This window comes from Mesorhizobium sp. CA16 (assembly GCF_020165175.1).
Classification (GTDB): domain Bacteria; phylum Pseudomonadota; class Alphaproteobacteria; order Rhizobiales; family Rhizobiaceae; genus Mesorhizobium.
Window position 1 is genome coordinate 58,699 of record NZ_JAIUHP010000001.1, and the last position, 19,714, is coordinate 78,412.

General features: G+C 62.0%; 18 protein-coding genes. 8 read left to right on the top strand and 10 right to left on the bottom strand.

Annotated features, from left to right (window positions below; translation table 11 throughout):
* The first annotated feature begins 69 nt into the window (after positions 1-69).
* Positions 70-819 carry a glucose 1-dehydrogenase gene (locus tag LB525_RS00290; RefSeq protein ID WP_224542955.1) on the top strand — a complete coding sequence of 250 codons (750 nt, stop codon included), beginning with the start codon at positions 70-72 and terminating at the stop codon, positions 817-819.
* Positions 820-986: 167 nt separating this feature from the next.
* Here the strand turns inward: LB525_RS00290 and LB525_RS00295 are convergent, their stop codons facing one another.
* Positions 987-3,575, bottom strand: a complete 2,589-nt coding sequence (locus tag LB525_RS00295; RefSeq protein ID WP_224542956.1) for an EAL domain-containing protein — start codon at positions 3,573-3,575, stop codon at positions 987-989.
* 351 nt (positions 3,576-3,926) lie between these two features.
* On the opposite strand from LB525_RS00295, the gene LB525_RS00300 reads away from it, so the two are divergent.
* From LB525_RS00300 to LB525_RS00310, 3 genes are all read left to right on the top strand, one after another.
* Positions 3,927-4,133 (top strand): hypothetical protein, encoded by a 207-nt coding sequence (locus tag LB525_RS00300; RefSeq protein WP_140839140.1) that lies wholly within the window; start codon positions 3,927-3,929, stop codon positions 4,131-4,133.
* Positions 4,134-4,371: 238 nt separating this feature from the next.
* Positions 4,372-4,845 carry a hypothetical protein gene (locus LB525_RS00305; protein ID WP_224542957.1) on the top strand — a complete coding sequence of 158 codons (474 nt, stop codon included), beginning with the start codon at positions 4,372-4,374 and terminating at the stop codon, positions 4,843-4,845.
* A gap of 146 nt (positions 4,846-4,991) precedes the next feature.
* Positions 4,992-7,013, top strand: coding sequence for a sigma-54-dependent Fis family transcriptional regulator (locus tag LB525_RS00310; protein WP_224542958.1), 2,022 nt, complete (start codon positions 4,992-4,994; stop codon positions 7,011-7,013).
* Between the two features lie 75 nt (positions 7,014-7,088).
* Here the strand turns inward: LB525_RS00310 and LB525_RS00315 are convergent, their stop codons facing one another.
* The 9 genes from LB525_RS00315 to LB525_RS00355 all read right to left on the bottom strand — a co-directional run bounded on the left by LB525_RS00315 (position 7,089) and on the right by LB525_RS00355 (position 16,873).
* Entirely contained in the window at positions 7,089-7,778 is a 690-nt protein-coding gene (locus LB525_RS00315) for an MIP family channel protein (RefSeq protein WP_224542959.1), read from the bottom strand.
* A gap of 72 nt (positions 7,779-7,850) precedes the next feature.
* Positions 7,851-8,894: an NAD(P)-dependent alcohol dehydrogenase gene (locus LB525_RS00320; RefSeq protein WP_140535659.1), complete on the bottom strand. Its 1,044-nt coding sequence runs from the start codon at positions 8,892-8,894 to the stop codon at positions 7,851-7,853.
* A 29-nt stretch (positions 8,895-8,923) separates the two neighbouring features.
* Complete coding sequence (locus LB525_RS00325; protein WP_224542960.1) at positions 8,924-10,555, bottom strand: molecular chaperone GroEL; 1,632 nt, start codon at positions 10,553-10,555, stop codon at positions 8,924-8,926.
* 76 nt (positions 10,556-10,631) lie between these two features.
* Positions 10,632-11,429, bottom strand: a complete 798-nt coding sequence (locus LB525_RS00330; protein ID WP_224542961.1) for an iron-sulfur cluster assembly protein — start codon at positions 11,427-11,429, stop codon at positions 10,632-10,634.
* A gap of 4 nt (positions 11,430-11,433) precedes the next feature.
* A complete protein-coding gene (locus tag LB525_RS00335) occupies positions 11,434-12,456 on the bottom strand; it encodes an amidohydrolase family protein (protein WP_224523074.1) in 1,023 nt (340 codons plus the stop codon).
* 87 nt (positions 12,457-12,543) lie between these two features.
* Positions 12,544-12,912 (bottom strand): MmoB/DmpM family protein, encoded by a 369-nt coding sequence (locus LB525_RS00340; RefSeq protein ID WP_112097527.1) that lies wholly within the window; start codon positions 12,910-12,912, stop codon positions 12,544-12,546.
* 17 nt (positions 12,913-12,929) lie between these two features.
* Positions 12,930-13,988 carry an aromatic/alkene monooxygenase hydroxylase subunit beta gene (locus LB525_RS00345; protein WP_224523075.1) on the bottom strand — a complete coding sequence of 353 codons (1,059 nt, stop codon included), beginning with the start codon at positions 13,986-13,988 and terminating at the stop codon, positions 12,930-12,932.
* Positions 13,989-14,040: 52 nt separating this feature from the next.
* Positions 14,041-15,099 (bottom strand): NADH:ubiquinone reductase (Na(+)-transporting) subunit F, encoded by a 1,059-nt coding sequence (locus LB525_RS00350; protein ID WP_224542962.1) that lies wholly within the window; start codon positions 15,097-15,099, stop codon positions 14,041-14,043.
* Between the two features lie 100 nt (positions 15,100-15,199).
* On the bottom strand, positions 15,200-16,873 hold the full coding sequence (locus tag LB525_RS00355) for an aromatic/alkene/methane monooxygenase hydroxylase/oxygenase subunit alpha (RefSeq protein WP_224542963.1): 1,674 nt from the start codon (positions 16,871-16,873) through the stop codon (positions 15,200-15,202).
* A gap of 549 nt (positions 16,874-17,422) precedes the next feature.
* Here LB525_RS00355 and LB525_RS00360 point away from each other — a divergent pair.
* Genes LB525_RS00360 through LB525_RS00375 form a run of 4 tightly spaced genes read left to right on the top strand, consistent with a single transcriptional unit; the run spans position 17,423 to position 19,570 of the window.
* A complete protein-coding gene (locus tag LB525_RS00360; protein WP_224542964.1) occupies positions 17,423-17,899 on the top strand; it encodes a hypothetical protein in 477 nt (158 codons plus the stop codon).
* 12 nt (positions 17,900-17,911) lie between these two features.
* Positions 17,912-18,220 (top strand): hypothetical protein, encoded by a 309-nt coding sequence (locus LB525_RS00365; protein ID WP_140839161.1) that lies wholly within the window; start codon positions 17,912-17,914, stop codon positions 18,218-18,220.
* 14 nt (positions 18,221-18,234) lie between these two features.
* A complete protein-coding gene (locus tag LB525_RS00370; RefSeq protein ID WP_224542965.1) occupies positions 18,235-19,362 on the top strand; it encodes a WD40 repeat domain-containing protein in 1,128 nt (375 codons plus the stop codon).
* 34 nt (positions 19,363-19,396) lie between these two features.
* A complete protein-coding gene (locus LB525_RS00375) occupies positions 19,397-19,570 on the top strand; it encodes a hypothetical protein (protein WP_224542966.1) in 174 nt (57 codons plus the stop codon).
* The last annotated feature ends 144 nt before the right edge of the window (positions 19,571-19,714 follow it).

Sequence of the window (19,714 nt, forward strand, 5' to 3'; positions counted from 1 at the left end):
ACTCCCGCCCGTTCGTTGAAGCGAGATGCGGCTAGATTGAAGCATTCTCATCTCGCTCCAGAGGCTTCAATGTCGGAATTGTTCTCGCTCAAGGGCCGTGTCGCATTGGTCACGGGTGCTTCGCGCGGCCTCGGCTTCGCCATGGCCAAAGCACTTGCGGAAAACGGTGCGACGGTAATCGTCAACGCCCGCGGCATGAACGCCCTCTCCGCGGCGGCGGAAAGCATCGGGGCCGAAGCCCTGCCGTTCGACGTTGCCGACGCGGCGGTCTCAAGGGCGGCGCTCCAAGCAATCGTCGAACGCCACGGCCGCCTCGATATTCTGATCAACAACGCCGGCCTCCAGCATCGCAGGCCTTTGGTCGAATGGGAGGACGAGGATTTCGACCGTGTGATTGCCGTCAATCTGTCGGCCTGCTTTCGCATGATGCGTGATGCAGTGCGTCTGATGCTGCCGAACAAATTCGGCCGCATCATAAACACTGGATCGGTTGCGGCGATCCTTGGCCGTCCCACCATTCACGCCTATGTGGCGGCAAAGGCGGGCCTGCATGGACTGACGCGCTCCGCCGCCGCCGAGATGGGCCGTCACGGCATAACAATCAACGCGATCGCCCCCGGCTATTTCGCCACCGAGCTCAATACCGCGCTTATCAACGATGAGGCTTTCACCAAATGGGTCGAGGCACGAACCCCTGCAGGTCGCTGGGCCAAGCCTGAGGAACTCGGCGGAGCCGTGGTGTTTCTCGCCTCTGACGCTGCCGGTTACGTCAATGGACATGTGCTGGCGGTTGACGGCGGACTATCGGTTTCCCTCTGACCTGCGAACCGCAGCCCGTCAGAGCCTATTCCGGATGACACCGTCGGCTTCGACCTCACGGCCGCGCCGGCGCGTTCATTAGGACCCGCCGATATGAGCCAGTGCGTTGGCTATGCAAGTACCGCGAGCAGGTTTGTTCTCTGCGCGGGTCATCTTGCCGACTTCAGTCAACCCCGGGCAGACGCACTCCTGCCAAGCCGGCCAGCGGAGACCCGTTCTTTCTTCCGCTCGCCTGTCGTTTCGGGCGCAAGCTCGCTGATGTCGCCGGCCACGACGGAACGTGTGCGCTCCAGCATCGCGGGGATCTCCCGAGCCGGTAGTGGCCGACTGAACAGGAAGCCTTGCGCTTCCGTGCAGCCTTCTCTTCGCACCCGTTCCAGTTGCTCGGCCGTCTCTATCCCTTCGGCGGTGGTCTGCATCCCAAGGCTGTTGCCGAGGCTGGTGACGGCCCGGATGATGGCGACGGAGCTGTCGATATCCTCGGCGTCCTTTACGAAGGACTGGTCAATCTTGATCTTGTCGAACGGAAACGAGCGCAGATAGCTCAAACTCGAATATCCGGTCCCGAAGTCGTCCATCGCGATATGGACACCCAGCAAGTGGATCTGTTGCAGCATCGCGAGAGTGGCCTGGGTGTTGGCCAGCAGCACGGTCTCGGTGATTTCAAGCTCGAGACGGCTCGCGAGCAATCCCGAGGCATCCAACGCTGCGACAATCGTCGAGAGCAAGCGGGCATTGCGAAACTGCGTCGGCGACAGGTTGACGGCAACCCTGATGCCTTCGGGCCAGCTTGCTGCGTCGAGACAGGCTTGCTTGATCACCCATTCCCCAATCGGAACAATCAAGCCGATCTCTTCAGCCAAGGGGATGAACTCGGACGGCGAAACGATACCCCGCGTCGGGTGATGCCAGCGCAACAGCGCCTCGAAACAGCTGACCTCGCCGCTTTCGAGATTGAGGAGCGGCTGGTAGTAGATCTCGAACTGCTGCCGTCCCAACGCGTCGCGCAGATCGAGTTCGAGAACCCGCCGCGCCTGCATGCGGGCATCCATGTCCGGCTCGAAGAACCTGTATGTTCTGCGACCCTCCGCCTTTGCCCGATAGAGCGCCATGTCGCCGTTCTTGAGCAACTGGTCGGCGTTTGTGCCGTCGTCAGGCGCAATCGAGATGCCGACGCTGGCGCTGACGGTGACGCCATGGCCGTCGGCGATATAAGGCGCGCTCAGCGCATCAATGACGCGTTGCGCAAGGGCGGTGGCCTCGACCGGCTGATCGACCCCATTTTGAATGATCACGAACTCGTCGCCACCTAGTCTGGCAACAGTGTCGTCCTCGCGCACGATCGACTTCAGCCTTGCGGCGACCTCCTTGAGCAAGGCGTCGCCGACCGGATGCCCTAGCGTGTCGTTGACAGTCTTGAAATGATCGAGATCGAGGCAAAGGAAGGCGACCTTGCCATCTCTGCGAGCCATCTCGGCCAAGGCGTCCTCGGCGCGTTCGCGAAACAATATCCGGTTTGGAAGATCGGTAAGCCCGTCATGGCGAGCCATGTGCGATATGCGAGCCTCGCTGCGCCGCAAGTCGGTCACGTCGTGATGCGTGGCGAGCCATCCGCCGCCCGGCAGCGGCTGATGAATGAGGTCGATGGTGCGCCCGTCCCTGAGCTCCACCAGGCTCACGACGCGCTCGGCGCGGTCGATGGTCGCCGAGAGCTCTTCCAGATATCTGTCCGGGTCCTGGCCTACATAAAGTCCCGCCGCAATCCGGAAACGCATCAAATCGGCCCACCGGGAACCAGGGTGGGTCAGGGCCTCCGGCAGGCGATAGAAGTCGGCATAGGCCTGATTGCAGAAAACTAGCCGTCGGCCGGCATCGAACATACACAGGCCCACAGGCATGTTCGCGGCAGCGGCAGCCAGATTCTGCCGCTCCAACTCGGCATCACGAGCCAGGGCGATGCTGCGCTCCAGGCTGGCACGGTAGCCGGCAAAGGCCGTGAACAATATTCCGACCTCGTCGCGCCGATCCTTTCTGAGCGCAACCAGCGTCGAGCGGTGTTCCCCTCGCGTCAACCGGTGCATCGCTTCGCTCACGGCCAGGATCGGCTTGCTGACATTATGGCGAATCCAGGCGACAAGCACGCCAAGGCACACGGCAGCAAAGGCGATCGCGGCCCAAACGAGCCGCTGCGCGATGGTGTAGGTGCGGTCCGCGATGGCTGCGGCAGCCTTGCTGCGCTGATTGGTGAGTGCCAAGAGGCCATCCAGCCGCTGAGCCGCCGCCGCAATCGTGGGGAGCGACACCGCCTCGAACTCGTTAGCTGCCTTCGTTCGCTCCGCGGTATCGAGAAGTGGAATGATCGACGACAGGGAATCTTGATACGCCGTCCAGAGGTTGACGAATTGATCGAACAGCTCCTGCTCGGCGGGTGATCCGGCGCTCCTGCGGTAGGCGCGCCGATCTTGGAGCATTTCTTCGCTCTCTCTCGCCATCTCCTTGTCGATGTCAGCGATTTGCTGAGAGTTTTCGGCACGCATACGCAGCGTCGCGTAGAGCCGGTGCTCCGCAAGGTTGCGCTTCATCTCGTCGACGATCTGCACCTGGGGCAACCAAACTCCGGTGATCTCGCTCGTGACCTTATTGAGCGACCGCAGCTGTGCGACCCCAAATACCCCGACCGTCACGGTGCAAAGCAGTGCCAATCCAAAGCCCAGCGTGAGCTTGCTGCCGACACTTATGTCCTTGAACTGTTTCATGTTAACGCTGACCTGATAAGGTCAGTCCCGCCCGCAGGCGCCAATAGCGGGACTGATTGGAAGCGCCTCGCCAATCTCGCGCTGAAATGTATTAAGGCTGACTTAAGATGGCGTTCAGCGTAATCTGCACTTCGTCGTTGTCTGCTTCAACGATATGACGACCGGGGCACTTATCCTTTGCGCTTGTGAACAAAGAGATATTCGCCGCTCAACAGGGATGGCGGGTCAATACTCTTCTGGACGCTGAGGTAATCCGCTACATATTTAACGATCGGGCAGCTGTCGAAGGAGACTGCCTAGGCACGCGACTGCTGCCAAAGGGACCCGCTGATTTCGGGATGGAGGAAAGCCGTGGAAAATCACGCCGGCTCGGCACCCAATGTAGCTGACTTTGTCATTCACAAGGTTCTGGACACGTTCGAATACTCCGACCGCGGCGCGGTGGTCACGATGGTCGATCCGCGGGGCGCACGCATCCGTCTCCACGTCACCATCGTCACCGGGGAGTTGCTTTGCGAGCATATTGCCGAAGCGCTGGAGCAGCGATACGGGAAATAGAATGTCTCCTGCAACAGCACACTCATTCAACAGCGAGCCCTCGGAATCAAAGAGCAAGGCGGCATGACACGGGCATTGCTCAACCTACGAATGCCCCGGTGTAGCAGCCACCTGCTACCAACGATATCAATTTCGGCACTAACTAATATGAATGGCGGACCCGACTGTGGCAGTGTAAGGTCCGCTGCAAGCAAGAAAAATTGCCATACCGGCACTGCCGACGAATCTGGGAGGATTCATGGTCGAAATCATCTCCAAGCGGGATGGCCCGCGGCGCGAGGATGCTCAAGTCAAAAGGCTGATTGAGCAGAACCGCTCAACCATCGTGCGCCTTGCCGACCAGCTCAGCGCCGGCGGTTATTCAGCTTCGAAACAGCCACGTCAGAAACCGAAGGCTCAAGGCCTTATCTTTCATGTTGGCGGCGCAACCGGATCTGTGGCCGAGGCCAACCCGTCCGTGCATGTCAGCATCAATGGGCGTGTGATCTCGAAGGATCAAAACACAGGCCGTCAGCTTCATCATATCGGCGATATCCGCGATCGCGGCGGCGAGCACATTTTCGTATTGGCCACCAAGCAGAACGGCTACTTCGCGCCGGTCGACGAAGCCGTCGCCGCGAAGCTTGCCGAAGTGGACGGGCGTCGCCTCACCGCCACCTACTCCGAAGAACAGCTCGCCACCGACATCGGCGCGAAACTAGGCATCAATTGACCGGTAAGCGATTGGACCGGCTTCGGCACGTCCGATCCAAGACAGCATACAGCATTGGCATGCCTCGAAGGTTCCGTAATGACTGAATGAAACGCGATCCTGGGCCTAATCAGATGAAGATCGATGCTCTTCCGACGCGTGCGTCGTTGGCCAGCAATCAAATCGCTCTGGGCAGCATCGACTATGACGAGCGCGCCACCATGCGCGCTTGGGAAGATTTTCTGGCGGACGAGCCCAAATGTGTCCGCGATCCGATCCGCCCAAGCCACGTCCGCTCCCTCATTCACGACTCCTGGTATCGCAGCGCCACCGGCGGCATCAACGCTCAGGGGATCGAAGCGCCGCTGAGCAGCGATCGCGACGAAATCGAGTACCTGACCCGGGCCAATGCCGAACTGCTCTCGGCGGCGCGCCGATCCTTCGCCTCCATCGGCCAGTTGCTGGAGGGCACCGGCGCGATGCTGGTTCTTGCCGACAGCGACGGCGTGCTGATCGATGCCATCGGCGACAAGAAGACCCTGCATGACGGCATGGATATTCATCTGGCCATCGGCGGCAAATGGAATGAGGGCGCCGTCGGGACCAACGGCATCGGCACGGCCCTGTGGACCGGGGAACCGACTTTCGTCCATGCGGCGGAGCACTTCTGCGCCGGCATCAAGTCCTGGACCTGCGCCGGGGCGCCGATCCGCGATCCGCTGGACGGCAAGATAGTCGGGGTCGTCGACTTGTCAGGCTACTCGCCGATCTTCCGACCGCACAACACCGCGCTTGTCGCCGCCACGGCCCGCCAGATCGAAAAAGCATTGGCAGAGCAGCAACAGGAGCAGCGCACACGCCTGCTCGAAGCTTTCATTTCCTCGGCTCCCGGCTATCGCCGAAAAGATGGACTGGTGATCGTCGATCATCGCGGGCGCGCGATCTACCGAAACAACCTGCCCGACGGCGAAGCCGCCGAAATGACCAGCGGCCCGATAGACGCGGGTCGCGGCCGCTGGCTGATGAACCTTCCGTCGTCCGGTTCGGAGGCCGATATCGCCAGGGCTCTGCCGGCTCATCTGCGCTCCTGCCACATCACACCGCTCAAGCTCGATGGCGACTTGCGCGGCGCGGCGCTGGTGTTCCCGTCGGCGCCGACAGTTCCGAGCCCGACCGTGATCAACCGGGAGGCGGACAAGCATCTTCAAGACGCAGCCGCAATGATAGTCGGCGAGAGCGAGGCACTGCTTGCCGCAGTCGATGTCGCCTGCCGCGTCGCGCGATCGAAAAGCGTCGCCTCGCTGCTGGTTGAAGGCGAGACCGGCGTCGGCAAGGAGCTGTTCGCGCGGCTCGTCCATGCCGGCAGCCGGCGTACGGACAATGACCCGTTCATCGCGATGAATTGCGGCGCTATCACAAAGGACTTGTTCGGCAGCGAGCTGTTCGGCCATGTCGCCGGCGCCTTCACCGGCGCATCACGCGACGGCAAACCGGGTGTCTTCGAGCTTGCCAATGGCGGCGTGCTCAGCCTCGACGAGATCGGCGAGATGCCGCTCGAGATCCAGCCGTTTCTGTTGCGTGTCCTGGAAGAGCGCGTGGTCCACCGTATCGGCGACAACCGAGGCCGGCCAGTCGACGTCCGGCTCGTCGCCTCGACCAATCGAGATCTCAAGCAGGAAGTCGCTGCGGGTCGTTTCCGCCGCGACCTCTATTATCGGATCGGCGCCGTCTCGATCACTGTGCCGCCGCTGCGCGATCGCGGGGAGGACGTGCTGCTGCTGATCGAACATTTCAACCGGAAGATCGCCACTGCATCAGGCGACGAGCCGCTGGAATTCTCGCAGGAAGCTGTCGCTGCATTGCTCGCCTATCGGTGGCCGGGCAATGTGCGTGAGCTGAAGAACCTCGTCGGACGGCTGCACGTCCTGGCGCGCGGCCGCGGTATCGGACTGCACGATCTTCCCGAGGAAATCACGGATGGCGGTTCCGAGCCGCAGCCGGGCAGCAACACGGCAGTCTCCCCCGAAGAGCCCGCTGGCACGCTAGCCGAGGCGGAACACCAAGCGTTGAAGAATGCGCTGAGCGCGGAGGGCGGCAATCTCAGCCGGGTGGCGCAGCGGCTGGGCATTTCCAGGCCAACGCTCTACCGCAAGCTCGAGCAATATGGCATCCGGCGCGGCTTCGTCTGAACACGCAGCAAAAAAGAAACCCATGGCGTTCCGCCATGGGCTTGGGAATCTTACCGACAAAAAGGCAGTGGCCGATCAGGCGAGCTGCGGTGCCGGTTCGCTGGCGCCGATCATCCCGGTGCGCAGCACCAGTCCGGCCGCGGCAGCGCCCAGGCAAGGCGCCACGATATAGAGCCAGAGCTGCGACAGCGCGCTTCCGCCGGCAAACAACGCAGGCCCTAGCGAGCGGGCCGGATTGACCGAAGACCCTGACACGGCAATGCCGGCGAGGTGGATCATGACCAGCGTCAAACCGATCGCCAGGCCGGCCAGAGCACCCGCGCCGTCCTCCGCGGTGGCACGCAAGATGACGAGCAGAAAGAGGAATGTGGCGACTGCCTCGAACAAGAACGCCGAAGTCGCCGAATAGGCCGACCAGCCGTTCTGGGCAAAACCATTCGCCGCGACGTCATAGCCGCCGCCTTTGCCTTGCGCCATCACGTAGAGCACCGCCGAGGCAGCGATCGCGCCCAGACATTGCGCGACCACATAGCCGGCGAGATCGTTGGACTTCATCCGGCCGGAAACGAAAACGCCAAGGCTTACCGCCGGGTTGAGATGCGCGCCGGAAATCGGCCCGATCGAATAGGCCATCGCAATCACCGACAGGCCGAAGGCCATTGCAACACCGAGCAGTCCGACCTCGGAACGCATGAACAGAACCGTCGCGCAGCCGAAGAAGACCAGCGCGAAGGTTCCGACGAATTCACAGATGTATTTGTTCATTTTTTCCTCTCCGGATTGTGACGCCTGGACCGGATACCGCGGCTTCCGCGCGCCATCCGGGCCCAAAGGCTTTCAGGGAACGATGACGCCGCGGCCGGTGAAGCGCCGGTTCTTGAAGTCGTCGAGCGCGGTGTTGATGCTGGCGAGATTGTATTCGGTGTAGTGCATCTTGACCTTGCCGTCGGCGTTGAGCTCCATCAGCTCGACGAGCTCGGTGAAATTGCCGACCAGGCTGCCGCCGATGTTGATTTCCTCGATGACCAGATGCGCGGTCGGCACGTTGACGGCGCCGCCATAGCCTACCACGAACAGCTGGCCGCCCTTGCGCACCATCTTCCAGCAGATGTTTTCCACGCCAAGCTCGCCGACGAAATCGATGACCACATGGGCGCCGCCGCCGGTGATCGCCTTTACTTCTTCGACGACGTTCGGCCCGCCATCGAGGACGAAGTCGGCACCGAGATCCTTGGCCAGCACGCGCGCGGCAGGCTCACGATCGACGGCGATTATCCGGCAGCCTGAAATCGCATGCAGCGACTGCAGCGCGATGTGTCCGAGCCCGCCGATGCCGAGCAGGACGCAGTAGCTCCCCGGCCGCAAAAGCTTCGCCGCCCGTTTGGCGGCGCGATAAGCGGTGATGCCGGCATCTGCCAGCGGCGCCACTTCGATCGGCGTGACATTGGCATTGAGCTTGATCAGCGAACGTTCACTGGTGATGAAATATTCGGCGAAGCCGCCATTCATGCCGAGCCCAGGGAACTGGCCATTGTCGCAGTACATATCCTCGCCGTGCCGGCAGTTGAGGCAGATGCCGCAAGAGCGGAACGGATGGCAGATCACGGCATCGCCGCGCTTGACCGATCTGACGCCGCTGCCGACCTCCTCGACCCAGCCGGCGTTCTCATGACCCATGATGTAAGGCAGAAGGCTGCCGTCGGGGTCCATGGTCGGTTTCCACACACCTTCAATGATATGGAGGTCGGTGCGGCAGAGGCCGGCGGCACCTACCCGCACGATGACCTCGTCCGGGGCCGTGATCGTCGGCGCCTTGACCTCCTCGATCTTGAGCTTGACGTTCATGTGCGGGTCGTATTCGTAAAGTCTTGCGGCTTTCATCGTCGTGTCCTTTCAGGTCCGGAATTGTTTCAGGCGCGGCCAAGCTTTTCCGCGCCGCCGCCGAGCGCCGGCCCGGCCGTCGGGTCCTCATCCTCGGCAAGATCGCCGATCAGTGTCTCGGTGGTCAGGATCAGCGTCGCCACGGAGGCGGCATTGGCCAGCGCGGTGTAGGTGACGCGGACAGGATCGATGATCCCGGCTTCGAACATGTTCTGGTAGCTGCCGGCGGATGCGTTATAGCCGTAGCCGCCGTTGATGCGCGTCACCTCGGCCACCACGGCTTCGGGATCGGCGCCGGCATTAGCGGCGATGCGCCAGAGCGGCCGTGTCAGCACCGAGCGAACCAGGCGCACGCCTTCGACGACATCGCCGTCGACACCGGTCGCCACCTTGTCGAGCAGCGGCGCGATCTGGGCCAACGCCGAGCCGCCGCCGGCAACCACGCCCTCCTCGGACGCCGCGCGCACCGCATTCAGCGAATCCTCGATCAGCTGGATGGTCCGCTTCTGCTCGACCGGCGTGACGCCGCCGGCATAGAGGATTGCGGTGCCGCCGGAGAGCTTGGCCAGGCGCTCGCGCAGCTTGTCCTGCTCGATGTTCGGCGGCGCGGCCTCATACTGCCGCTGCACCTGCGCGCGGCGCGCCGCGATCGCGTCATGGTCGCCGCCGCCGCGAATGATCGAGGTGTAGGATGAGCTGGTTTTCACCCGGTCAGCGGTCCCAAGATCGTCGACTGTGATGTCCTCCAGCCGGCCGCCGAGGTCGCGGGCTATCACCCTACCGCCGGTGATGATCGCCAGGTCCTCCATCATGGCCTTCCGCCAATGGCCGTATTCCGGCGGATGGACGACGAGGTATTTGCCTGGCCCCTGCTTGCCGAGCAGCGTGACCACAACTTCCGGCGACACTTCCTCGGACACGATCAGCAACGGGCGCCCCGCCTCTTCGGCGATACGGCGCGCAGTCTCGAGCGCCGTGGGCTCCTTGATCTTGAGATCGGTCATCAGGATGAAGGGCCGCTCGAGCACGGCCTCCATCTTCTCCTGGTCCGTCACCATGTGATGCGAGAGGTAGCCGCGGTCGAAGGACATGCCCTCGACCACGTCCAGGGTGGTCTCGGTGGTCACGCTGAAATCGGTGGTAATGACGCCTTCTGCGCCGACGCGCTCATGCGCTTGCGCCACCAGCGCGCCAAGCTTGGCATCGGTCGCGGCGATGTTGGCAACCGAGGCGAGGACGCCATTGCCCTTGGCGGGCTTGGCCGATGCCTTGAGGGCCGTCACGACCGCCGCCACGGCAAGGTTGATGCCCTTGCAGAGATCCACTGATTTGGCGCCGCGCTCATTGGCCTCGATGCCGCCCTGGATCAGCGCGTTGGCGAGCACGATGGCGGTCGTCGTGCCGTCGCCGGCGACCTCGTTGGTCTGCATCGACACCTCGCGGACGACCTGCGCGCCCATGTTCTCGAAACGGTCATGCAGCTCGATCTCGGAAGCGATGCTGACGCCGTCGCGGGTCACCATAGGCGTTCCGATCGGCCGGTCGATCATGGCGTTCATGCCTTTGGGACCGAGCGTCGGTTCGACCGCCGCCGCCAGCCTGAACACGCCACGGGCAAGGGCCCGGCGGGCCTCGGAATTGTGAAGCATAATTTTAGGCATGATTCCTCCTTCCGCCTTACGGGCGGGTTGTTGGTTGGGGGCCTCGTGCGAGGGAGGCCGTTGCTTTCGACGCTGCTTAGACGGCCGGCGCGTTTCGCGCCGGCACGCGATCCATGATGAAGTCGACCAGCGTCGGCTCGCCTTCGACCACGCTCAGTTCCTTGTATCTTGTCTGCTTGAGCCCACGGCAAAGCGCACCGTTGAACTCCATGTTGACACGCACACCGCGCAACTCGGCGAGATGGGCACTGAGCGCGGCAGGCGGAATTTGCCGCCCTTCCCAGGTGACGAAGACGGGATCGTCCATACGGCGATCGGGAAACCGCTCCAGCAGCGCTGCCCGGTACCGTGGCTTCTGCATGGCCGCCTCGCCCGGCTCGAAGCTGGCGGCATCGTATGCCGGCAGGTCCATGCCGAGGATTTCGACATCCGTCAGGCGGTGCTGCCGAAGTCCGCGCAGGACCGCTTCCTGGCGGCGCTTGAATGCCTTCATCCTGAAGGTTTCGCGCACGGCGCCGAGATCCGCGTCTGCGGCTAACTCGGCGAATATGTCGCCGAATGCCTTGCCGGCTTCGATGCCACGATTGACCTCCTCCGCGAATATATGATCGTGCAGTTTCACGCGATAGGCGGGCGACCAGGAAAGCTGGTCGAGCGCCTTGCGGACGCCGTCGAGCATGAGGAAAGCGAAGTTGGGCGAGCACCAGTAGGTCGGCAGGTGGAAATCGACCTCCACGCTGCCGTCGCCCGTCATCTCGGCGCGCTCGACGAAACCCATCTCGGTGATCGGTTCGTCAAGTTCCGGGTCATTGACCTCGCCAAGGCGCCGCCAGAGTTCCTTCTCGCGGCTGTCGGAAACGCTGGCGGTTGCCATGGCCCTACTCCGCCGCGATGCTGAAGGGCGAACTTGCGAGCGCCTTCTTCTTCGCTTCGACGTCGATCTCGTAGAGGCGCGCGGCATTCAGCCCGAGGATCTTCTCCTTGATCTCGTCGGTCAGCTGCACGCCGCGTTCCGCGGCGATGTCCTCGGGGATCTGATACGCCCAGAATTTCTCGACGAGCCAGCGCGGCGTCCAGATCGCATAGTCGGAGCCGAACAGGATCTTTTCCGGCCCGATCCAGAAGAGCAGCTCGGCAATGACCTCGCCGAAATAGCGCGGGCGCGAATGGATGAAGGGCAGCGCCACGGCAAGGCCGCCATAGACATTGGTTTCCTGCGTCGCGATCCAGCAGAAATCGTCGAGGCGCGGCAGCCCGCAATGCTCGATGATCCAGTTCAAGCCCTGGAAATCCGTCGCTGCGTGATCGACGTCATGCACGTCGAACGCGTCCTTGCTGAGCGGGATGATTGTCGGGCCCTTGTGGACGTGAATGTTTTTGATGCCGAGTTTTTCACAGAGCTCGAAGCACCTGTAGGCGTCGGGATCGGTGAGCTTCCAGCCCTTGGAGGCGCCATTCCACTCGGCAGTGTACATCTTCACGCCCTTGACGTCATAAGTCTCCTTCATGAAGTGGATGTATTCCAGCGCCTTCTCGCCGTCGCGTGGATCGAAGGACCCATTGATGATGAAGCGCTCCGGGTAGCGCTTGGCGACCTCCGCGTTGCGCTCGATCGTGTTGAACCCGTTCTTGTAGAAATCCTTCAGATAGGTCGACTGGACGATCGCCACGTCGTCCGGACCGTCTATGAACAGGTCGCGATAGAGATCGTCGGCGCTGTATTTCTCGAACTTGCCCTTCTCCCAAAGCTGCTCCTTCGGGCTCAGCCCCGTATGATAGGCGTAGAAGCAGTCGATGAACTGCTTGCCGTGGATGTTCCTTTGATTCTCCGGGCTGCCGTCCCAGAAATGGGTGTGGCCATCGACCACGAAGATGTCTTTGCCTTCAGGTGTCCTGTACATTCTTGCCTCCGCAATCGTCGCGTTGATGCCGTCCTGTTGATGGAGTGGGCGCGCCGCGATCGGGCGGCGCGCCGGTGCCCGGCTTCCTCAGATGTATTCGAAGACCTCGTCCATGTTTCCGAACAGGATCACGGTGTTGTCGTCGACGCGCACCATGCGGCCGTAGTGGGTGGAGGTGTTGACCTCGAAGATCTCGGCGGTCATGTCGCGGCCGAGATATTCGCTGATCTCGTCCATCTTGAAGATCAGCTTGCCGTTGCCGTCGATGCGGATCATGGCCGGCTGGTAAGTGACGATAACCCCCGGCTTCTTGCCCATGAACTCGGCGATGGCGCGCGCCTCGACCGAGTCGTTCATGGTGACGCCGCACTGGTGCGAAATCGTCTGCTCAAAGGTGATGTCCTTCATCGATTTGAAGATGTTGGACTGCGAGGCGTCGCGTGCTGCTACTGACATGTTGGTCTTCTCCCTGTTCAGCGCTTGAGGCCGAGTTCGCCGAGGATCTGGCCGATCCGTTCCTCGGATTGGGCGCGAACGTCGGTGAAGGAAATCGGCTTGGAATGCGGCATCGACCAGATCGGCTGAAGGCCGGTGGCTGCCTTGTCGGCAAGCGCGCCGTGCTTGTTCACCCAGCCCTGGAAGAGCTTCCTGTTCGCCGCGCCATGCTTCTCGTCATTGGCAAGCAGGTAGGCCAGGTCGATGGTGTTGGCGAGGTTGCGCTCGTAGTCGGCTTCGGCCGCCGAGATCACCGGCGGTGTGATGAAGTCGTGGTTGGCCGCCGCGGCTTGCATCAGGAAGCCGGAGCGGAACAGTTCGCCGACCAGCGGTTCGAACACGATGTTGATGGCGAAGTACTGTTCCAGATAGTCGGTCGTGCCCATGATGGTTTCGACCGCCTCGCGGGTGCCCTGCCAGACACCGTCCTCCAGCCAGTGCTTCTTGCCGAGTTCGTCGTCCCAGCCGGCGATGTCCATGCCGATCTCAGCGAGATAGAGCGTGATGTCCTGGGCGAGCCTCAGCTTGTAGGACGAATTGGTCAGCGTGGCGTTGTTAATCATCTGCGTGTAGCCGTAGCGCTGCGCCTGCATCAGCGAAGTGCCTAGGCCGAACTCGGCATGTTTCCACGCTCCGAGATGCGCCTGCAGGAGCTTGGCCCAAACCTTGTCGAAGGTCTTCGGCGCGCCGGCGCGGCGGGCATTGGTGATCACGCTCTGCACCATCGTCTCGATTTTCGACTGGCGCTGATAATGCGTGCGCTCCCACTCCTGGTCGGGAGCCCGGAAGGCATGCCAGTTCGAGCTCTTGGCAGCCGTATTGTCCTTGATGTAGGCGCCCTTGCCGTTCGAGAAGGAGATGATCCAGTCCTGGATCAGGTAGCGCTCGGGGTCGGGCTGCACGTCGACCGTGACATCCTCGTAATGGGTGGCGCGCTGGCCTTTCGGATCGAAATACCGATATTTGCGGCTGTCGGAATCGGCGAAGATCGCGGCTCCCGCGGCTCCCGATCCGACTGAACTCGACGTTGCTACCATTGTCTTCACTCCCTTGTTGCAGTTGCTTTGGTGTCGCTGGCTCCGGGCCGTCTCAATGGCCCGGGGTGGCGCTGGACGACGTGGTGAACCGGTCGAAGAAGATGCGTTCGCTCTCGAAGCCGTTCATGAACAGGACCGGCTGCAGCGCATCGATCATGGGCGGCGGACCGCAGGCGTAGACGTCGCCCTGCCCGTCGACCGCCAGTTGCTTGAGCTTGGCATCGACGCTCTGGTGGACGAAGCCGCGCTCGCCGTCCCACGCCTCGCCATTCACATGCGACAGCACCGGGATGAAGTTCAGCTCCGGGTGGCGGCCGGCAAGCTCGGCGATCCTGTCGAGATAGAACAGGTCGGTCGGGGTCCGCGCGCCGTAGAAGAAGAACACGTCCCGCTTCTCGCCGCTCTTCAGGTGATCGTTGAGGATCGACCAAACCGGCGACATGCCGGAGCCGGCGCCGATCAGGATCAGGGGACCTTGCCGTTCCTCCCGCCGGAAGCAGGTTCCATAGGGTCCGGCGACAGTGACTTCGGCTCCGACGCGGATGCCTCCGGAATCAAGCTCTCCGGAGAACTTTCCTTCGGGATATTTCTTGATGACGAAGGAAAGTTTTTGGGTTTGGTCCGGCGTATTTGCCATGGAGAACGAGCGCGTAATCGTCTCCCCTTTTTGCGTGGTGACCGTGATGTCGACATATTGCCCAGCCCAGAATTTTATCGGCGAGCCGAGCTCGATCTCGATGCCGCGGATGTCATGGGTCAGATGTTCGAATTTTGAGATCCGGCCTTTGAATGTCTTCACCGCGATTGATTTCGCCAGCACCTCCTCGTCGTAGTTGAGAAGCTCGACATGCATGTCGGAATAGGCGATGGACCGGCACAGCAGGATATGCCCGGTATCCTTCTCCGTGTCGTTGAGGGCGAAGGTCGAGTATTTCAGCATGTCGACCTCGCCTTCGAGCAGCACGCATTTGCAGGCCGAGCATTGCCCTTCCTTGCAGCCATGCGGCAGCGCAATGCCTTGGCGGAATGCCGCGTTCAGGACCGTCTCGCCGTTTTCGACCTCGAACTCGACGCCGACCGGCTCCAGGCGCACGGTGTGAGCACCAGTCATCGATAACCTCCCAATTCCTCTCCGGCCCGTCCGCAGGACAGGAGATGGCCTTCCTCTGGAATGTCGCGGGGGTCGGAACCCGGCCCCCGCGCTCGTATGGTCAGTTGAAGGGCGTGATCGTGAAGCCGGCCCGATACTCGGCCAGATGCTTCTCACGATCGGCCGGCGACATGCTGCGAAGCGCCTTGAGCGGCGATCCGAGGATGTTGCCGCGCACGTCGTCGAGCGTCCACTGCTCGTCGGCGCCGAAGCGCAAATGCGGCTGCGGGATCAGCGTCTTGCCATCGGAACGGACGAAGTTGAGGTCCTTGATCGCATCGGCGAGATCCCAGCCGTCATAGAGCGTCTCCCACTCGCGCTTGCCGCTGAAGCGGCCCATCGCGGGCGTCGGACGGCCTTGATACTCGTCGGCGAAGGCTTCGACAGCGGTCCAGCGGTCGAGCTCGTGGGCGAAGGTATGCAGCTGCCCGTCGATCTCGTCGACCACGATGTCCTCGCGGATCAGGCAAGGCACGAGGCAGGACCAGCAGCGGTGCGGATAGACGTAACCGACATCGCTGTTGAACAAGAGCACCTTCTCGCCCTTGTGGCTGAGCTTGGCATACCATTTCCAGAAGTCGCCGAACTCGGCGTACCAGCCCGGATATTTGTGCTCGAACCACTCGAAGTCCTTGTCGGTCTGGGCCTCGATGCGCCAGAAGTTCACCGGCCAGCCGACCGCGAAGAACTGGCCGACCTTGTGGACGTAGTTCTTCTTGGTAATGCGCTCCCAGGCTGCCTGGACATCGTCATGGTGGATCTTGATGCCGTACTTCTCGAGCGGCAGCATGTAAGTGCGATAATAGTCTTCGTAGATCCAGCGGTGCCACATCTCCGCATAGGATTCCTTCGACTTGTCGCGATTGGTGGTGCCGTATTCGATGAAGGTGCCGATTGCGGCGTCAACGATGGCGTGGTTCTGCCAGAAGGCGTAGCGCATGTCGCGCTCGAGCAGCAGGTGGTTCTCAGGCTCCTTCAGCGCGGCCATCAGCAGCGAGTGACCGTTGCCGATGTGCCGGCTCTCGTCGGACTGCACCGAAAGGAACACGGTCGGCAGCGCGTAATCGCCGTTGCGGGCGGCCTCCGAGGGCATGGCGACGAAGAGCGTGTTGGTGAACGCCGTCTCGGCCACGACGGTCAGGTACATGCACGCGGCCGTCATCGTGTCGCCGGTGATGAAGCCTTCGCCGAACTGGCGGCCGATGGTCGTCGCATAGCACTTGCCGAAGGCTTCCTCGGTGATGTCGAAGCCCGCCGGATCGATGTAGTTCTCCATGTACCACTTCTTGAGGTTCATCTGGATCGTGGAGTGGCGGAACTCGTCGACCATCTGCATGGTGAAGCCGGTCCTGAGATCTTCGCCCGGCGCCAGCCGCGCCACCATCGCCATCGAACGGGCGGCGGAGATTTCCGGGAAGGGAATGATGGCGAGGAAGAGCTTCATCCATTCCACCCAGCGCGGCTCGACATTGCGGAACATGTCGCCGCGAAGAGCGGCATCGAGCGCGCCATAGACGCGATTGTCCTTCTCCTCCTGCATGGGGAAGTAAGAGCGCAGCACCTGCTTCATCGGATCGCGCGGCGCCTTGGCGATCTTGTAGTCGGTCGGAAACGTCATCGCTTCCTGGACATAGGTCGGGTTCCAACCGAGGTCGGAAATCTTTTTCGTCGCCTCGCCTACGGAAATGCCGCGTTGCGAGGTAATCTTGTTGAGCGTCAAAGACGACATCGTCATAAGCCTCCACCAGGTTTGAGCCGCGGATCCCTTGATCCGGGCGTGAGACGGCAAACAGCGCCGCCAGTGAGAGTGCGAACGGCACGACAAAGGGTTGCGCATTCAGGCGCGACCGACGGCCGGCTGTTCAAGTGGATCGCGGCAAAGGTTTGTGAGGGGTCTGGCGCGGCTCGCTCCGCCAACCGCACTTGCGATGGCGTATCGAAGCGGACCTGCTTCCTCCGTTCCTTCGTTCTTTTAGCACCGCGACGAGAGCGCGATGGGCTTCTTATGGAAATAGACAAAGCAAGCGCCGTGCCAGTTTGGAAATAAGGGCGCATCCGGCCGCTGGGAACAACCCACGCGCATTTCGACGGCAGAGATCGCCATCAACTGTAACGTTATTTTACAATTGTAACTTACGGCTGTAATGATTTTCTTCTATTCGCAATCGCAATATATTTACTTAGCACCTGCAGCATGCAGAAAAATACACGCCATCTATTCAATTCTTCTGGTCTCTCTATTATTTCAACGTGACGGCCCATGCGGCTCAGCAGGAGAGAGGCTATGCCGAACGACAGGGACAACCGGAGCCGACCGCCGCCAACATCCGATCTGTCCGACGGCATTGCCGGCGATCTGGTAAGGCTGATGCCCCGTGATCTGGTGTTTGTCATGCGCTTCATGGGCGAGAGCCAATTGCGCCTGCAGAGCCACTTCCAGAGCTTCATCCGGGCCGAACTTGCGGCCGGCGGCGTCACCGCCGAAACGCATCCGATGATCCATCTGTTCATCGAGAGCCACGCCATCCTGCTGCGCGACTTCGTATTTTCCGGCGTTTCGCTGTCGCGCCAATTCCGCGTCGAAGAAATCGAGCGCCTCACCGGGGACACGACTGCGATGATGCGCGTCGACATCTGGGACCAGCTCAAGAGCCACATCGAGACGGCCGAAAAGCAGTTCCAGTCACAGGCCGGCACACTGCCCGGGCTGCTGGCGGCATTCGAGCAACCGCCAGGTCCGGTGCCTGGAAACGAAAAGTGACAGGAGGGCCCGATGGGGCAAACCGAAAGCCGTGACGCGCTGCTCGCCCGCCGCCTCGATCTCGTCGCGAGCGTCTGCGCGCTCACCGCCGAGGCGCAGCGTCTCAACCAGAAACTTGCCGGCGTCGAGATGGATGTGCTGCGCCTGGAACTCGAGATCGGCAGACGCGGCACGAACGCGCAACTGGTGCAGGACTTGCATGAAGCCGAGGAGAGTGCCGCGGCATTCAGGAATGCATGCACGGCGTGCGAGGAACGTATCGCGGCCGCCGAAGGTGACATTGACGATGTCGACCGTCGCCTGGCGAAGACCGTGAACTGACGAAGGGAGTGGCCATGAACCAGCACGCGATACAGAACCTCACCTTGTTCGACCTGCTGGCGAGAAGCTGGTGCCGTCCATCGGCGATCGCCGATCTGCGCTTCAGCGCCGATGGCTCGACCGTCGCCTTCACGTGCATCGACGGAACGGTTGCCATAGCGGCAGTCGCGGACCAGGAACCGCCGGAGCAGCGGATCAGGGTGAGCGGCGATCTCGGCCAAACGACGATCCGCCCAAGGGAAAAGCCGCCGGTACCACTGGTAGCGACCGCCGTTCTGGCTGATGGCGATGTTCCGCTCGCAAGCTACCTTGGGTCCGACTTTCTCGTCGGGACGGCGGCCGGCGATGTGGCCCGGCTGAACGCGGACGGCTCTGTGATGGAGACGCTGGTCAAGATCGCCGGACCTGCCGTCGCAATCGACTATAGTCCTCGGACGGGCATGGTGGCCGTCAGCAGCGGGCAGGACATCTTTTTGGCGCGCGGCGGGATCGAAGCAGTGAGGCTGCAACGCGACGCGCCACCATCCGCGGACGCGCTTGCCTTCTCACCAGGCGGGAGGAGGCTTGCCTGCGGTCAGGAGCACGGGTTGTCGACCTGGGTGGTCGAAGGCGAGCCCACCCCGATGCGCGATTTCGCCTTTTCAGCGCACCCGATGTCAATTTGCTGGAGTGGCGACGGCGCCTGGCTGGCCTGTGGGCTCGAAACCGGAGGCCTTGCTCTGGTCAGCGCAAGTGATGACCGAACTGCAATCGTGGCGGGATTTCCATCGTCAGTCCGGACGGTATGCTGGAGCGCGCCGGGGGACGCGCTGTTTGCGTCGGGCGCATTCCGGATTGCCGGCTGGTCGATGACCGCGCCGCCACTTGACGGCGAAACCTCCGGCGCTCTGGAGACGGGCCGCGCCGGGTTGGTTCCGGTCGAGGCCGTGGCCGCCCATCCGCAGAAGAAACTGATTGCGGCCGGCTATGCCAACGGTCGGATCACCATCGCCCAGATCGGAACGCGGGACGAACTCCTCGTCAGACCCCTGGGCAGCGCGGTGACCGCGCTTGCTTGGTCCGGCGACGGACGGCACCTGGCGCTAGGCGCCGTCGACGGTACCGCCGCTATCATCACCTTTCCCGCCCAGATGTTCAAATAGGCCAATGCGGGCCGCAAGCGACAGGAGAAGAAGGATGCAGACCGAACTTACCCCTGAGGACAAGAGCAAGGATGAATTCTTCGAACGGCTCGCCAAACTGTCGGAAGAAATGATCGCCAAGCACGGTAAGGATTTCAGCATGGGCGCGCTGGTGCTGGCTGCCCGCTGGATTGCCGAGAACCGTGTCGGTCAATTGAAGACCAATTGACCATCAAGACGCTCGTGACAGGTCGCGCTCCAACATCAGCTCCTCGAAATTCGCTGGAAAGATCGAAACAGCCTATTGTCTCGAAAGGTGCTATGCCGACCAAACTTCCGAAGCGGCGGATCGAGGGGGGGGTTCGAGCCAACG